Origin of the sequence: Reichenbachiella sp. (assembly GCF_039944555.1) — a bacterium.
GTDB lineage: Bacteria > Bacteroidota > Bacteroidia > Cytophagales > Cyclobacteriaceae > Reichenbachiella.
This window is the reverse complement of sequence record NZ_JBDUYN010000014.1, coordinates 19,839-36,411: the sequence shown is the minus strand read 5'-3', so window position 1 is coordinate 36,411 and position 16,573 is coordinate 19,839. Positions and strand designations below refer to the sequence as shown.

At 42.1% G+C, this 16,573-nt stretch carries 12 protein-coding genes; 1 reads left to right on the top strand and 11 read right to left on the bottom strand.

Going from position 1 to position 16,573, the window contains the following annotated elements; all coding sequences use genetic code 11:
* Positions 1 to 8: 8 nt before the first annotated feature.
* The 6 genes from ABJD64_RS21115 to murI form a co-directional block, all read right to left on the bottom strand.
* Positions 9 to 1,949, bottom strand: coding sequence for an NADH-quinone oxidoreductase subunit L (locus ABJD64_RS21115; RefSeq protein ID WP_348176298.1), 1,941 nt, complete (start codon positions 1,947 to 1,949; stop codon positions 9 to 11).
* Position 1,950: 1 nt separating this feature from the next.
* Positions 1,951 to 2,253 carry an NADH-quinone oxidoreductase subunit NuoK gene (nuoK, locus tag ABJD64_RS21110; RefSeq protein ID WP_348176295.1) on the bottom strand — a complete coding sequence of 101 codons (303 nt, stop codon included), beginning with the start codon at positions 2,251 to 2,253 and terminating at the stop codon, positions 1,951 to 1,953.
* Entirely contained in the window at positions 2,240 to 2,779 is a 540-nt protein-coding gene (locus ABJD64_RS21105) for an NADH-quinone oxidoreductase subunit J (RefSeq protein ID WP_348176292.1), read from the bottom strand. The genes nuoK and ABJD64_RS21105 overlap by 14 nt, the downstream gene beginning before the upstream one ends.
* The gene (locus ABJD64_RS21100) at positions 2,780 to 3,910 is read right to left on the bottom strand and encodes a 4Fe-4S binding protein (RefSeq protein ID WP_348176290.1); all 1,131 of its coding nucleotides are present in this window, start codon (positions 3,908 to 3,910) and stop codon (positions 2,780 to 2,782) included. It lies immediately after the preceding gene.
* A 13-nt stretch (positions 3,911 to 3,923) separates the two neighbouring features.
* The gene (gene nuoH, locus ABJD64_RS21095; RefSeq protein WP_348176287.1) at positions 3,924 to 4,964 is read right to left on the bottom strand and encodes an NADH-quinone oxidoreductase subunit NuoH; all 1,041 of its coding nucleotides are present in this window, start codon (positions 4,962 to 4,964) and stop codon (positions 3,924 to 3,926) included.
* 123 nt (positions 4,965 to 5,087) lie between these two features.
* The gene (gene murI / locus ABJD64_RS21090) at positions 5,088 to 5,894 is read right to left on the bottom strand and encodes a glutamate racemase (protein ID WP_348176285.1); all 807 of its coding nucleotides are present in this window, start codon (positions 5,892 to 5,894) and stop codon (positions 5,088 to 5,090) included.
* A 352-nt stretch (positions 5,895 to 6,246) separates the two neighbouring features.
* Here murI and ABJD64_RS21085 point away from each other — a divergent pair, with 352 nt between their 5' ends.
* Positions 6,247 to 9,498, top strand: a complete 3,252-nt coding sequence (locus ABJD64_RS21085) for a S41 family peptidase (RefSeq protein WP_348176282.1) — start codon at positions 6,247 to 6,249, stop codon at positions 9,496 to 9,498.
* 93 nt (positions 9,499 to 9,591) lie between these two features.
* Here the strand turns inward: ABJD64_RS21085 and ABJD64_RS21080 are convergent, their stop codons facing one another.
* The 5 genes from ABJD64_RS21080 to ABJD64_RS21060 all read right to left on the bottom strand — a co-directional run bounded on the left by ABJD64_RS21080 (position 9,592) and on the right by ABJD64_RS21060 (position 16,470).
* Positions 9,592 to 10,014, bottom strand: coding sequence for a hypothetical protein (locus ABJD64_RS21080; protein ID WP_348176280.1), 423 nt, complete (start codon positions 10,012 to 10,014; stop codon positions 9,592 to 9,594).
* Between the two features lie 308 nt (positions 10,015 to 10,322).
* Complete coding sequence (locus ABJD64_RS21075) at positions 10,323 to 11,696, bottom strand: pyridoxal-phosphate dependent enzyme (RefSeq protein ID WP_348176277.1); 1,374 nt, start codon at positions 11,694 to 11,696, stop codon at positions 10,323 to 10,325.
* 87 nt (positions 11,697 to 11,783) lie between these two features.
* Positions 11,784 to 12,260 carry a hypothetical protein gene (locus ABJD64_RS21070; protein ID WP_348176274.1) on the bottom strand — a complete coding sequence of 159 codons (477 nt, stop codon included), beginning with the start codon at positions 12,258 to 12,260 and terminating at the stop codon, positions 11,784 to 11,786.
* Positions 12,244 to 14,112 carry a hypothetical protein gene (locus tag ABJD64_RS21065; protein WP_348176271.1) on the bottom strand — a complete coding sequence of 623 codons (1,869 nt, stop codon included), beginning with the start codon at positions 14,110 to 14,112 and terminating at the stop codon, positions 12,244 to 12,246. The genes ABJD64_RS21070 and ABJD64_RS21065 overlap by 17 nt, the downstream gene beginning before the upstream one ends.
* Before the next feature lie 117 nt (positions 14,113 to 14,229).
* Positions 14,230 to 16,470, bottom strand: a complete 2,241-nt coding sequence (locus tag ABJD64_RS21060; protein WP_348176269.1) for a Tex family protein — start codon at positions 16,468 to 16,470, stop codon at positions 14,230 to 14,232.
* Between the last annotated feature and the right edge of the window lie 103 nt (positions 16,471 to 16,573).

Sequence of the window (16,573 nt, the reverse complement as noted above, 5' to 3'; positions counted from 1 at the left end):
CATAATTATCAAGTCATTAATTCAAAAAAGTAAAAAATCAACAGGACACCAAATACTGCCCAAGCCAGGTAGTTTTGAAGGTTACCGCCTTGTACTTGTCTTGTCCGATTACCGGCAAAATTGACCAGCCATGTCACCAAACGGACACCACCATCTACAATTCTTCGGTCAAACCAACCTATGAGGTAGGCAAGTACTACCTGTGTCTTCCCCATTAGATTGACTACCCGATCCACTACCTTCTGATCCCACCAATAGGCTGCTTTGGCTAATGTTTTGGACCCTGAAACAAAGGCTACGTCATATATATCATCCAGATAGAAGTTTCTGTTGGAGAGATTATAGGTCAAAGATTTCACTCCACTGACCAATCCGGACAGCATTTTTCTCTCTATGTAGAGATAGGAGAAGATTAATCCTGAAAGTGCCAAACCAATCGACAATATGGGAACCCACACAAAATGATCGGCAATTCCAATTCCTTTGTAACTAGTCAAAACTGACAAAAGCCAACTGTCATCCGGGGACAAAGGATTCATAGAGAATACGAATCCAATTGACAAGGACGAAAGCGTGAGTAAAGGCACTTTCACGGAAACAGCTTCAGCATATTTTTCACCAGCTACCTGCTGATTAAAAAATACTTTGAAATACAATCTTGCCATATAGGCCGCAGTCATAAATACAGAAGCAAAGCCAAACACCAACACGAAAGAAGGCAGATGGTCGGCCGATACCAAACCATTTAAAATCATCTCTTTGGATAGAAATCCAGAGAAAAGCGGCAATCCAGCCAAAGAAAGCATGCATAGTGTGAATGCCATGAAAGTGAAAGGAAGCACCTTCTTCAAACCTCCCATGTTTCGAATATCCTGCGGATCAAAACCTGCCGTGTGATTCGTTTCATGATAATAATGAATGATACTACCGGAACAAAGAAACAGCCCCGCTTTAAAAAAAGCATGAGTAGTTAGATGAATAAATGCTGCTACGGGAAATCCTGCACCTACCGCCATGATCATATAACCCAACTGGGAGACCGTGGAGAAAGCCAATATCTTCTTAATATCATTTTGTGCGAAAGCGGCAAACGCCCCCATGAAAGCAGTGATACCTCCTACAATACCAATTACTGTAAGCACTTCTGGTGCCAACATAGGAAAGACCCGAACCATCAAATACACGCCAGCAGCTACCATAGTAGCTGCATGAATGAGTGCTGAGACCGGCGTAGGACCTGTCATGGCATCCGGCAGCCAGGTTTGCAACGGAAATTGTGCAGACTTGCCTACTGCCGCTAAGAAAAGGCCGATTCCCAAGGCGATCAAAAGTCCGTTTGGAATAGCAGCGTTTACAGGATCAAGCCCAATAAGTTCTTGAATGTTTAAGGTCTTGAAAAAAGCATAAAGAATAAAGATGCCTAGTAGAAATCCTATGTCTCCTACTTTGTTCATCAGGAAGGCCTTGAACGAAGATATTGGTGGTGCATCCTTTTCGAACCAAAAACCAATGAGCAGATAAGAGCTGAATCCTACCAATTCCCAAAAAACAAACGTAAGCAACAGGTTAGAAGCCAAGACAATGCCATACATAGAGAAAGCAAAGAGGCCCAGCATCGCAAAGTAACGAGGCTGTCCGCCATCATGCTTCATATATTCCATGGAGAATATGGCTACAAGTAAGGCCACGATGGCCACCACGATGGTCATGATCCCGGCTAGCTGATCGTAATACAGACCAATGCTGAAATTTTGATTTCCTGCAAGTATCCAATCCAGTTCAAAGCCAGAACTAACGGGTTGTTTAAACCAGGCCATAATGGCTGCAAGTAGCACAAGTAGCGAAAAGCCTACCAAGGTTTCTCCTGCCCATTTCTTCGTTAGAAAATAGGAAAGTGCTGCACTGACCAGGGGAGCAAAAAGGATGATATAGAGCAAAATATTTTCCATGTCAACCCTTCAATTCGTTGAGTTCATCAATGTTAGAAATTCCCTGATGTCTGTAAATTTGATAAACAATGGCTAAGGCCACAGCCGATTCCGCTACAGCTACTACGATCACAAATAAAGTCATCATCTGACCTGAGAGGCTGGGGTCATTTTGAGAGAACGCCACCAGGTTAATATTAGCGGCATTTAAAATCAATTCTACACCAGCCAGAATCATAATTGCATTCCTTTTGATCAGAATGATCATCAGACCGATCACCAGGAGCATGCTGCTAAATATGATATAATGCTCAATCGGTATCATTCACTCCTTTCTTCTTTAGGTTCAGTCCTGCGAGATATGCCGCCCCTACCAATGCCATAAGCAATAGCACGGCGGTGACTTCAAGCGCGATTAACTCTGTGGTCATCAAATGAATGCCTATTTGCTCAGTAACAGTAAATCCAGTTTCTTCATTAGAACCAAAATCAAAGAGTGGAAATCCGGCCTTGATCGGATAGAACAAAATTCCCAACAGTCCGAATCCAAGCAAAGTGGCAATCAACACGCTTCTATTTTCTGACTCCAATCTTTTTCCGTCTATTCTATGGGTCAGCATGATACCAAACATCATCAAAATCAACACTCCTCCTATGTAAATCATAATCTGGGTCACTCCCACAAATTCAGCATTGGAAATGATGAATACCCCGGCAATGCCAAGAAAAACAAGCACCAGCAAAAACACGGCATGCACCACATTTTTAGCAAACAAAATGCCCAGGGCGGAAAAAACTGAAAATCCGGCCAGTATGTAGAATGCAATGATATTTAAGTCTATCCCTTCCACTTAATCTTTCTTTTTCGGTTTGATTTTGGGTCTGAATACCGGTTTTGCTTTAGGCGTGTCGCTTTCTGCTTTTGGCTCATCTTCACTTGTTGGTTTTGTTATAACCGGTTTTATCTTAGGCCTAAAAACAGGCTTGGCCATCTTAGGTTTCTCATCAGTAGATCCAGCCATTGGCTCTTCTTTCTTTTTTATTTTAGGTCGGAATACTGGTTTTGCCGTTTTTGATTTTTTGTCCACTGAATCAGCATTCTCTTCTTTTTTCATCGCTGACTTCACTTTTGGCTTGAAAACCGGCTTAGCTTTTGGTTTCTCAGCGTCAGTGGTCTCTCCTTCCGATTTCGCAGCAGGTTCGTCCGCCGAAGATTTATCGAAGGAGGGCTTCACCTTAGGCCTAAACATCGGCTTGGCAGGCTTTTTCTCACCTGAATCAGTAGAACCCTCGGCAGAATCAGGTTTTGAACCCACCGCTGGTTTTGCCATTTTTACTTTTGGCTTGAACCCTCCAGTTTTTGGTTTTATCTCTGTTTCTCCCGATTCATCAGGCGCAGATTTCGTAGCAACTACCTCCGCTTTTGCCTTCTCCTTTTCAGCAGCAAAAACATCAAATTCTGCCTTTTTCTCAGCGACAAGCTCAGGACTCATATCCCCAAATTCGAAATTGTGTTCCTTCAAATCAAAGACACTGAAGTCATAGTCTTTGGTCATGGTCAAACACTCCGTAGGGCAGACTACCGTACAAAGGCCACAAAAGCAGCACTTCGACATGTCAATGTCAAACTTGGCCGCATAAATTCTTTTAGATGTGCCGTCGGAAGTTTTCCCTATTTCCTCGACCGCCCGAACCGGTTCAATATCAATACAGTTGACCGGACATATCTTGGCACACTTATCACAGACAATACAGTCGTCGATCTCATTGTGTAATTGATAACGGCCTGTATCTGGCACAGGCAATTCCTGGAATGGGTATTGCAAGGTTACGATTCCGTTCTTCTGATCGAAGTAGGTTTTGTCTTCAACTCCCACAGGCTTCCTCGATTCTCGGGCCTGCCAGAAATGACGTAGAGTAATCTTCAATCCGTAAAGGAGTGAGGAAGTGGTTTGGATAATATTTTTAAAGTATTGTTTCAATTCAGTTCATCAGTTAGCCTATCCACAATTTCCAAATGCCGCATACAAAAACCATCACCAGACCGATCGGTGTCAAATATTTCCAACTCAGTGACATCACCTGATCCACCCTGATTCTGGGGTATGTCCACCGCACCCACATTTGTATAAATACCAATACCATAGCTTTCGAGATCAGCCAAAAAATGCCAACAAGATCTCCGAGTATAGTACCATGTGCACCAGAAGTCCAATCCGCCAGTGCAATACCCCCTACATTTGGAAAAGGTGTATTCCAACTTCCAAAAAATAAAACAGTTGCCACTAAAGAAACCAACAGCATCATGCCATATTCACCCAGCATGATAATGGCCCATCGAAATCCAGAATATTCTGTGTGAAAACCTCCTATCAATTCCGACTCCGATTCAGGTAAATCAAAAGGGGTTCGATTACATTCAGCCAAAGAGGCAATGAAGTAGATCACAAATACAATCCAGAGCATCGGATATCTAAAAACATTCCAAGCCAAAAATCCACCATAGGCATTATCAGCACTTAATAAGCCTTGTTGAATAGACATTTCCTGTAAGTTCAGGGTCTGTGTCACCATGACTACGCAAAGAATAGAAAGACCCAATGGAATTTCGTAAGAAACAATCTGAGCAACAGCTCTGAGTGACCCGAAAAGTGAGAATTTGCTATTGGATCCCCATCCCGCCATCAGGATGCCAATGACGTCAAGTGAAATCACTGCCATAAGGAAATAAATACCGGTTTCGACCTGAGAACCTTGTATGTCGGAGGTCAGTGGCAATACAGCAAAGCCGGCAAAAATTGCGGTGAATATCACCAGGGGTGCCAGCACAAACAACCACTTGTCGGCGGACTTGGTAATAATGTCTTCTTTTTGCAGCATCTTGAGCACGTCAGCCAGTGTTTGGAGAATACCAAACTTACCAGTGACCATAGGCCCAAGTCTGTCTTGCATAAAGGCAGATACTTTGCGCTCAGCATAGACAGCCAAAAGCACAAATACAAGCAAGAATGGCAGATAGAACAGGAATGCTATCATCAGTAATTAAATAAAAAGTAAGATAAGTATTATCAGAGGAATTTCCAGATGATTGGAAGGTCTCGTGAGTAGAAAAGAATGATCCTATTTTTAGGATCGAATTAAGGGCAGCAACAACAACAATTACTCCCAGAGAGGGTACTTCTCAAGGTGAATTTCCTTGCTGAAGAAAAGGCTCGCTGCTTTTTCAAAAGCTGGGGTGTAGTCTGATACGAGAAATTGATCATTACCATTAGTTTGGTCGCTTAATAAATTCAGGGCCTTTAGTTGCTGTTTTAAGCTTTGAGCCACAATATTAGCAGAATCGACCAATTCTACCTCGCTTTTATAAAATTCTTTTATGTCTTCTTTGATGATCGGATAATGGGTGCATCCCAGAATCAACGCATCAATCGCGGACAACGTGGGATCGTTCAGATAATTGGCAATGATTTCATGGCTGACCGAATCATGAATAAAGCCTTCTTCGATCATGGGTACCAGCAAGGGTGTCGCCAATGCACTCAACTCCACATCAATACCGCGATTCTTAATTTTTGTTTCAAATACTTTAGAATTTACGGTTTGGAGCGTACCAATCAGGCCAACTCTTTTATGAACCTTATAGCTATTCAAATGTTCAATTACCGGGTCTATCACATTGATCACGTGGGCTTTGCTTCCTACGTATGCCTTGATTAAATCATAGGCCGCAGCAGATGCTGAATTGCACGCAATAAGAATCACCTTACATCCTCGTTCCAGTAAAATGTCAGTGATTTTTATAGAATAGGCCTGAATGGTTGCCGCCGATTTATCACCATATGGCAAATGGGCACTATCTCCAAAATAGATCATATCCTCTTCTGGTAGCAAGTTTTCAACCGCCTGTGCTACGGTAAGTCCCCCTACTCCACTATCAAATATGCCTATGGGTGCGTTCTTGTTCAAAGCCTGTGATATTGAAGTGCAAATATGAAATTAAATTCATCTTTAACAAATGGTAGTTTGCGTATTTATGTACTAGTCGAAAGTTGATATTATCTAACCGCCTAGACACCTACCCTCACGAGCCATAACCTAAAGGTCTTAACATTGGATGCGAGCGTGAATGAAATACAACTGCCTGGACATGTTTAAATACCGCAGTGATTCGTGATGACACGAACTACGGCTCAGTGCTTTTAACCTTATCATAGGCAGCTTTTCCACCGATCATTTCCAAATAACACCAATCAAAGAAATGAGCAGCAATCCCAAGAATAATATCCTAATTTAGCGTACAGTTTAACTCAAAAATTCTATGCGGAAAATAACAATGATTTTGTTCGCGTGCGCCATTGCTTTGTCTGGTGCAGCGCAAATAGCCAATCCACTCATCAACTTCCCAGCGCTGAGCCCTGACGGTCGGCAAATGGCATTCTCCTATCAAGGAGATATTTGGACCGCCTCCTCTGATGGGTCCAATCCAAGAAGAATTACAATTCATGAAGGTTATGAAACCAAACCACTCTGGACAGCTGATGGCCAAGGGTTGGTTTTCAGAAGTGATAGGAATGGAAACAACGATGTATTCTTTGTTGATATCAATGGAGGAATACCCAAGCAACTCACCTTTCACTCATCCAACGATACACCTAGCGACGTGACCAAAGATGGTAACGTGCTTTTCTCCGGAAATAGAAACTTTCATCGCATCGAGTGGGACAACGAAATTCAAACCGTAAGTCTAAAAGGTGGCACTCCATACAGGTATCTCAACGCACTCGGTTTCTATGCCACACGATCTCCGAATGGTCGTTTTGTGGCCTTTGTGAAGGGCTCCTGCCGTGATGAACGGGAAACCTATAATGGGCCAGCCAATACAGACATTTGGTTGTATGACTCACAAAAAGATGTCTACACCCAGCTGACTACGGACAGCAGAAATGACATCTACCCTAAATGGGGAAATGATCAAACGCTGTTTTTCCAGTCAGCCCGAAGTGGTCGCTACAACGTACATCGCATGACACTCGATACAGAGGGCAAGAAAACGGGCAATATCGATGCAATTACCACATTCACTGATATGGGTATCAGCTCGTTTAGTGTGGGGGATAGTGGTCAAACAATAATGTTAAACAAGGCAGACCAATTAATTAAAGTCAATGTGGGAACGAAACAGTCAACAGCTGTTGAGTTGAAAATCGGATCAGATTATCGCTTTGATCCGATCGAAAGAAAATCATACAGTAAAGATGTTTCGCAAATTATACCTTCGCCGAACGGCAAGTACAGCGCGTTGGTCATCAGAGGTGAGATATTCATAACGGAAAATGACAAGGAAAGAAGTAAGACAGTCAATTTATCAAACTCTTCCTATAGAGACCAGGAACCGCAATGGGTCAATGACTCTACTTTGATCTTTATCTCTGATCGTGGGGGTAACTACGACATTTATGCGGTAAGGTCGGCGGATTTAAGTGAGGGTGATTTGTTCAAAACACTTAAACTTGATGTTTCAAAGGTGACTAATACTCCTCAGGAAGAATCAGACCTTGCGATGTCTCCTGACGGGAAAACCTTGGTCTTTCGCCGTGGCGGTGGCAAATTGCTTACCGCTTCCATTTCAAACAAAGGTTTTCTTTCGAACGAAAAAACCCTATTGGATGGCTGGGCTGAAACATACGGAATGTCCTGGTCTCCAGACTCAAAGTGGCTGGCTTACAGCAAAGAAGATTTAAACTTCAACGAGGAAATCTTTATTCATAAAGCAGATGGCAGCATGAATCCTGTCAACATCTCAATGCATCCACGCCTGGATAGTGACCCCTCCTGGAGTCCGGATGGCAGTAAGCTGGTATTCTCATCAGCCAGAAGCAATGGGGACTACGATATCTGGTTTCTTTGGTTGAAAAAATCAGATTGGGAAAAAACAGCTGATGAGTGGAAGTATGAGGACGAAGAAGAGGATGAAAAGCCAAAAGCCGAACCTTCAGCCAAAAAGAAAAAGGGCAAACAGGATGAAAAGAAAGAGGATGAGACTGAACCAATTCAGATAGATTTTGACAACATTCACGAACGACTGGTACAAATCACCTCGTTTTATGGAAACGAAATTGATCCGTTAGTTTCGAAAGATGGAAAAACAATCTACTACCGAACCAGCGGAGATGGCTGGGGCAAGCCTGCGAAAGTAGATAAGGATCTATTCAAAATTTCCTGGGACAAAAAGGACCATACAGCCATTACTTCTGGTAACGCACAACCCTCAGGCTTGGTGATGGACAGTAAAAGCGAACACATCTATGCCGTAATGAAAGGAGGAAAACCTGCAAGGTTCAAACTATCAGGAGATAAAAAAGAATCGCTACCAATTTCCGCCAAACTCTCTATAGACTTCAAAGAGGAGCTTAACCAGATATTTGAAGAAGCCTGGCAGGCCCTTAAGGAAGGGTTTTACGATCCGGAATTTCACGGACAGGATTTTGATCAGCTAAAATCCATTTATAAACCGCTTGCCATGAAGGCGTCCACACGAGAAGATTTTAACACCATATTCAACCAAATGCTGGGCCAGATCAATGCCAGTCATATGGGCCTTTACCGTGGAGATTTACGAAAAGACGTTCAAAAGGCCAAAACAGGCCTGATCGGAGTAGAAGTTAAGTCTGTTTCAGATGGTGTTCAAGTAATAGGTAAGTTGCCTCAAATGCCTGCAGACCGTGAAATCAGTACGATATTCATTGGCGAGACGATCACCGCAGTAGATGGTACGGCCATCACTCCAGATGTCAATTACTTCGATATGATGAATGAAACTGCCGGAGAACGTGTATTACTTACCGTAAAAAATACCTTGGGCCAAAATCGAGAAGTAGAAATCAGGCCAACTAGCAGCAATGCTAAAGCAAAATACAAGGCTTGGGTGCAGGAAAAACAAAAATTGGTAGATGAATATTCGAATGGACAGTTGGGCTATATTCACATTCAGGCTATGGGTTGGGCTAGTTTTGAGCGATTCGAGCGTGAGCTGTCAGCAGCCGGTTACGGGAAAAAAGGTATAGTTATCGACGTACGGTTCAATGGTGGCGGATGGACAACTGATCATCTAATGGCCATACTCAATGTCAAACAACATGCCTATACCGTTCCAAGAGGTGCGACCGAAAGCCTGAAGAACAACGCGCAGTTTAAAGATTATTATCCTTACGCAGAGCGGCTTCCATTTCCTGCCTGGACAAAGGCATCGATTGCACTATGCAATGAAAGTAGCTATTCAAATGCAGAGATTTTCTCACATGCCTACAAGCATCTGGGCATAGGCACATTGGTGGGCAAGCCCACCTTTGGTGCAGTGATTTCTACTGGTGGACGCGGACTTATTGATGGTAGCTGGATTCGCATTCCATTCAGAGGCTGGTACGTGAAGGCCACAGGGGAAAATATGGAATGGGGCCCGGCCGTTCCTGACATCGTGTTGGATAACGTCCCTGATGAGCGGAGCAAAGGAACTGATTCTCAGCTGAAAAGGGCTGTAGATCAATTACTGGGTGAAATGGAGGGTAAATAAAAAAAATGCCGCCTTTCTCTTCACGAGATCGGCGGCCTCATAACTAACCCAAAATATTCATTAAACACTAGTTCTTATAACATATTGCGTGCATCAATCCCGGCGTGCCAATAGAGGTTCCACGTCTTCAACACGGGTCAAGTCCAAAAACGTGTGACCAGAAAAAGACAATCTTCCTTTACCCTCATGGCCGGACCCATAGACCTGTAGTGTACCACGCCGTTCGTCTAGTATGAAAAGATTGTTGATTTCTTTGGAGTAATAATAGCGACAGCGATCATAACTCACTTTTGAAAGAGATACTTCGAAATCCTTCTGAAGTATCTGATCATCAACCATATATTGATAACTCACTTTATCAGGTGAAAACCTGAAGATTGCCTCTTGATCCAGGCGAGAATAGGCTTCACCGTCACTGGTAATTACCAGCGTATTACCTCTGTAAGCATAGTCACCCGCTTGCTCTTCAACCCTTGTCACCCTACATCCTGGCATAAAAAAAACGTAGATACTCATGCTTATTAAAATTATTTTTTTCCTGTGCTCCATAGCTTTCTATTTATACTGTTACAATTATTCTGTCTAAAGAATTTGGTCTTGGCAAAACCAAATCAATTGCGTAGCAAGCAGGAACTAAAACATAGTTCGGTAGGTTGAAAAACAGGTTGTATTGAACTATTTGTAACTAAATGCAGGGTGCCACAATTTTTCCACCATTACTTCTTTTTTTTTCTTGTCATGGCGCTGAACACGGTGAAGCTTATCAAAAAAAACGCCGCTCCTCAAATGAAGAACGGCGTTTTTATCACTTTTTTTATTTTGGATTATTTTGTCAAACTCATCAAAAGATCAGTTTGAGTAAGAATATGAACTTTATTTTGGTCGTCACGTACCAGTAGCGCTTTAGTGTCCTTGTCCAGAATTTTGGACATCACATCCACCGTGTTATCTAGGGCTATAAACTTGAAAGAGGCATCCATAATTTCCGATATGGGCTGATCTTTCAATTGAGGATTTTCAATCAGCATTTTCAAAATTTTGGCATCCGATATACTACCTACGAACTGATCATCTTGTACAACAGGAGCTTGATCTATGCTGCGTGCATTCATCGTCTCTATGGCTTCACCAATTTTAGCCGTGCTCATAATAGTGAATAATTCATCCTGTCCATTTTTTCCAGCCACGATATCTCTTGCGGTCGAGAAGTTTCCTGTTTCGGTAAAACCATGGTCTTTCATCCAGTTGTCATTGTACACCTTACCCAAATACCTGGTTCCATGGTCTGGCATAATAATGACCATTACATCATCCTCTTTCAGGTTTTCCTTCGCATATTCGATAGCACCATGTACTGCAGATCCACATGACCAGCCTACAAACATGCCTTCTTCTTTAGCTAGTCTTCTGGTCATTAGTGCGCCGTCCTTATCGGTCACTTTCACAAAGTGATCAATCAGACTGAAATCCACATTTTTTGGCAATATGTCTTCGCCAATTCCTTCTGTCAAATACGGATAAACTTCGTTTTCGTCGAATTGACCTGTCTCCTTATATTTCTTAAATACGGAACCATAGGTGTCTATACCTACGGTCACTACATCCTTATTTTGTTCCTTAAGATACTTAGCTACACCACACATGGACCCGCCTGTACCAACTCCCGCTGCATAGTGTGTAATGCTGCCCTCCGTGTCTCTCCAAATCTCAGGGCCTGTGGTTTCATAATGTGCCAAAGCATTGGACATATTGTCGTACTGATTTGGGTAAAAAGAATTGGGTATTTCTGCATTTAACTTTTTTGCTACAGAATAATAAGATCTGGGATCCTCAGGCTCCACATTCGTGGGACATACATGTACCTCTGCTCCCACAGCACGCAAGATATCCATCTTTTCAGGGCTCTGCTTATCCGCTAATGTGAAGATACATTTATAACCTTTAGAGATGGCTGCAAGTGCCAACCCCATTCCAGTGTTTCCTGAGGTGCCTTCTATAATGGTACCTCCAGGCTTCAATTGTCCATTTTTCTCTGCATCTTCAATCATTTTGAGCGCCATTCTATCTTTCATAGAGTTGCCAGGGTTGAAGTATTCCAGTTTTACCAGGATAGTGCCTTTTACACCTGCTGCTACACTGTTAAGTTTAACCAAAGGTGTATCACCAATCGTATCGATTATTGAATTGTAAAATTGCATAATTGAGATTTGTTTGCTAGCGCAAAATTAGAAAGATAAATAGGCATTCCCATGCTTAAATGAATAATGAATCATTGAGTCAGGGAATTAATGAGCATATTGTTCTTGAACGGTCTGTCCATCGATGGTATAACTAATGCTTAGGTTGCTGGATGTAATCTCTTCTACTACCAGTGTTCCAATAGTCAGATGTTTCTCTTCTGTCAAGGCAATTGAATTTTGGAATACTTCGTCCGTATCTGCTTCCAACGCGTACTTGGCCTTGTATAAGGTATCTACAGTACTTGTTGAACCACAGGTGATCAATCTTCCCAGCTGGTATAAAGAATCACCGACGGCAGCCTTCACAAAGGTTAACGTGTTATTTTCCAGACATGGACCGAAAACATCGCCTCCGTCCACGGTTCGTGAAAACAATGCCCAACTTTTAGTGGCATCGGCTGATAGCAATCGATTGGCCTGCTCGCTCTGAAATGATTTGCTGATGTCTGCGGTTCCACATTGTACCAGTAAGAAGAAGAGCAAAAACCCAATAAATAAAATGCTTTTATCTAACGTTGCCACTTCTATCTACTACGAAATACCCGGGATCTTCAGGATCACCTTCTCCATTTTCAAGTTCTTCTTCTGTTTTGGTATAGAAGATCGTTTCTTTCACAATATCATTGAATTTGACGTCAACAGGTGCCTTGGAAATTTTGAGTTGATTAACCCAATTCATCTCACCTTCAGGATTTACTGAGAGTGCTATAATATTGTTCTTGGATTCAGGCACCAACGAAAAGACATAGGCCGCAACAGATCCCTCTTGGGAAGGTATAAACTTACCCGACACCAAAAATTCGCTGTCACTATAAGTAAAACTGGTCAACTTAAAATTCTGCTTCCAAACAATTTTTCTGGCATTGTTAACCCTAGCCACAAAACCCTGATCGGATGTTCCTTTGAATTCCAAGCCGACCACGTAGGTATTCGAAGAATCATCTTTCATGGAAACAATTGAATAGTACTTGGAGAAATCGTGAGCTACATAAGTGGTATCCATCCTTGGAATCAAATACAACGAATCTGCACCATCTTCACTTACGCCCCATCTAGCACGAATTCTATATTCATTATTATATGTTGCCCATTTAGTGCGTGCACTAGATAATTTGCTTTCAAGCCCTTGTCTATATTTGATCAGCCCTACATCTCCTCCGTATTCATTCTTTACCAATTTGCTGTATTTTTTGGCTCCTAATGTAATGCCAGGTTCAACCAGAGTAGCCACCGAGATGTCCATCAAATCAATCAATTGCATTAAACTATCCGAAAGGGCCAACTGGTAATCGACATCATCGGCATCAGACAGACGCTCATTGAGTGTCTCGCTTGTTAGCATATCAAACTTATTTTTATTAACCAAAATACTCAATAGATCAACCGGAAGAGGGGATTCGTCGTACTTGTTGATATCTGCTAACAGGCTTGCTTCTATTTCAGTAATCGGATCTTCATCGAGAATTCCTGACCCGCCATTTATTTTTTCGCTTTGGGCTTTTAGTTTCTGATTGATACTTACGATCTGGCTTTTTAGTCTTGTAATATCTCTTTTTATCACATTTTCCGTGTCCTCTGCCCAAAGACCATAATTCCAGGCCTCTACATCATTTGCAAAAAAATCAACTGATGTTAATCCTTCCTCTCCATAAGTAGTAATGTCTTTGAATTTCAATTCGGGGCTGTATCCTTTTTTGCCGATTCGGCTTACGGCATCTCTTACCTCATCAAATTTTTCTTTGATTTCCGTGTTGCTATCAATGATCATTGTTAAGGTATCTTTTACACCATCTCCCGCCATTAGAAACAAATCATTGATATTTGGATACTGCGCAGTGAATGATTGATAAGCTGCCATTGAAAATTCATTTGCCGCATTTATGCTATAGAGGTTGGTATAAATGGACTTTGCATATTTGTTGATATTTCTCAGGCTTTGAAGCTTTTTTTCAATGTCTAGCTGGACATCTGATATCTTTATTCCAAAATCACCAGTCCTTAGGTCTCTTCTATAAAAGTCCTGATAGAATTCGTCGTTCTTTTTAAGCTCTTTCTCAGTAATCAGTGTTTTTGCCTTTGTTAAATAGACAACGGCTGTATCTGACGCACCTAAAATCGCTGTAGAATCTGAAATAATATGATAACTGTTAACCAATCTTTCATAGTACAAACCTACCTGAAGGTTTGCATTGGGTGCTTCGGCAGTTTTAGGGTCAGCCAAATATGTCCATATCATAGGCATGGCCTGATCATAGTCTTTGGCTTCTATGAGAGGGAAGATATCTTTATCATATTTGACCTTTTTTTGAGCCAAGGAAGAATGGAACGCACTACAAGAAAAAACGATTAGCGCGAATACGATTGATTTATGCATTTCTATCTCTTTTCTGATTGATGGTATGGTTATGCCACAAAAGTAGCAAAAGATTTTTCCCAGCTTAAATTATACTTTTTCTGGGAAAAATCCTTACCAATATGATAAAACGACAGTTTAGCTATTAAATTTCCCTTTGAGCATGGCTAATTTGGACTGCAGGTCTCCTTGAACCTCCTGTTTGGCTTCCTGCTTTCGTTCAAATTTCTTTTTTGGTTTACCAAAAGGGTCTGACTTCATAGACATTGAGATCCTCTTTTGTTGAGGATTAATCTCAGTGACCGTCACTTGGACCTGTTGCTGTAATTTGACTACCGTCGTAGGGTCGCTTACAAATGAGTCGGACAATTGGCTTACATGCACCAATCCGTCCTGATGCACACCTACGTCTACAAAAGCCCCAAATTTGGTAATGTTGGTCACAATTCCGGGTAGTTTCATACCTACTTTCAAATCGCTGATCTCGTTGACTCCTTCCTGGAAGCTAAACGCTTCGTATTGCTCTCTGGGATCACGTCCGGGTTTGGCCAGTTCGTCCATAATATCTTTTAAGGTGGGGAGGCCTACCTCGTCTGTCACATATTTCTTAGGGTCAATTTTAGCTCTTATCGTAGAGTCTTTGACCAATTCTGAAACTGTAGCATGTAGGTCTGCTGCCATTTTTTCAACCGTAGTATATCGTTCAGGGTGTACAGCACTTGCGTCCAATAGATTTTTGCTTTCCCGAATTCTAAGAAAACCTGCTGCCTGTTCAAAAGCCTTATCTCCCATTCTTGGGACTTTCTTCAATGCTTCACGATTCTTAAACGGACCGTTTTCATTTCTAAATTTCACGATATTATCTGCCAATTGTGGGCCTAAACCGGATACATAAGTTAACAACTGCTTGCTTGCTGTATTGAGTTCCACTCCTACGCCATTTACGCAACTTCCCACCACGTCATCAAGCGAATGCTTGAGTGAGTTTTGATCGACATCGTGCTGGTATTGTCCTACTCCGATGGACTTGGCATCGATTTTTACCAGTTCGGCAAGTGGGTCCATCATTCTTCGGCCGATGGATACAGCTCCACGAACAGTCAAATCCTGGTCCGGAAATTCCTCACGCGCCACTTCTGAAGCAGAATAAATTGAAGCACCACTTTCACTCACCATAGCGATGATGATGTGCGAAGGAAGTCCCAGTGATCGAATGAAACTTTCTGACTCTCTGCTCGCCGTACCATTACCAATGGCTATGGCCTCGATGTTGTGTTTATCCACCATGTGCTTAATGGTTGCTCCTGCTTCTGCAGTTCTTCGTTGGGGTTCGTGAGGAAAAATGGCCTCAAATTCCAAGAGTTTGCCTTGTTTGTCCAGACATACAACTTTACAGCCGGTTCGAAATCCTGGGTCAAGTGCCAAAACATTTTTCTGCCCCAGAGCAGGAGAAAGCAACAACTGTCTCAAGTTTTCAGAAAATACCTGTATAGCCTCCTCGTCAGCAGTTTTCTTAGTAGTTACCCTGGTTTCTGTCTCCATAGATGGCTTAAGCAATCGCTTATAGGCATCTTTCAAGGCTATTTTCACCTGGGCTACGTTAGCATTCTGACCGGTAATAACCTTTTTCTCTAAGAGGAAATTGGCGTCATTCTCATCAGGAAAAATGTCCAATGACAAGATCATTTCTTTTTCTCCCCGTCTCATGGCCAGCAGTCTGTGCGATGGAATTTTTTTCAGCTGTTCTTCCCATTCGAAATAGTCTTTGTACTTCTGACCTTCCTGCTCCTTTCCTTTCATGACGGTCGATTTGATCACAGCCTTTTCCAGGAATAGCTTCCTCAATCCTGCTCTAACTTCTGCATTTTCACTTACCCACTCCGCAATGATGTCACGTGCACCCTGGAGTGCCTCCTCTATATCTTTTACTCCTTTTTCATCATTGATAAATTTCAATGCCAATTCCTCAGGATCACCAAGTCCCTGATCGAAAATAGCTTTGGCCAAGGGCTCCAACCCTTTCTCTTTGGCCATAGAGCCACGGGTCTTTCTTTTTGGCTTGTAAGGCAGGTAAATATCCTCAAGCTCAGTCATGGTAAGCGCTGCCTCTATTTTCTTTTTCAATTCATCCGTCAGCTTACCCTGCTCTTCAATAGATTTGAGAATTGCCTCTCTACGCTTGTCCAGTTCGCGTAATTTGGCTATCCGATCTTTGACATAAGCTACTGCCACCTCATCCAAACTTCCAGTCTGTTCTTTTCTGTATCGAGAAATAAAGGGAACTGTGGCTCCTTCATCTAATAATGCAACGATGGCTGATACACCTGAAACCGGAATATTATGCTCTGAGGCAATGAGAGAAATATGCTTTTGACTCATTCGAATGAAAAATTTTTAGTTTGTTGAAAAATTGAGTGCATCAAATTTAATCAGGTCGCGGAATTAATATCGCTCTACTTTTGTATATGTTCAAAGAAGTTTT

Excerpts from the sequence above, each read along its gene's own strand:
- ABJD64_RS21115 (WP_348176298.1), bottom strand. The coding sequence starts at position 1,949 with ATGGAAAATATTTTGCTCTATATCATCCTTTTTGCTCCCCTGGTCAGT.
- nuoK (WP_348176295.1), bottom strand. The coding sequence starts at position 2,253 with ATGATACCGATTGAGCATTATATCATATTTAGCAGCATGCTCCTGGTG.
- nuoH (WP_348176287.1), bottom strand. The coding sequence starts at position 4,964 with ATGATAGCATTCCTGTTCTATCTGCCATTCTTGCTTGTATTTGTGCTT.
- ABJD64_RS21085 (WP_348176282.1), top strand. The coding sequence starts at position 6,247 with ATGCGGAAAATAACAATGATTTTGTTCGCGTGCGCCATTGCTTTGTCT.
- ABJD64_RS21080 (WP_348176280.1), bottom strand. The coding sequence starts at position 10,014 with ATGAGTATCTACGTTTTTTTTATGCCAGGATGTAGGGTGACAAGGGTT.
- ABJD64_RS21075 (WP_348176277.1), bottom strand. The coding sequence starts at position 11,696 with ATGCAATTTTACAATTCAATAATCGATACGATTGGTGATACACCTTTG.
- ABJD64_RS21065 (WP_348176271.1), bottom strand. The coding sequence starts at position 14,112 with ATGCATAAATCAATCGTATTCGCGCTAATCGTTTTTTCTTGTAGTGCG.
- ABJD64_RS21060 (WP_348176269.1), bottom strand. The coding sequence starts at position 16,470 with ATGAGTCAAAAGCATATTTCTCTCATTGCCTCAGAGCATAATATTCCG.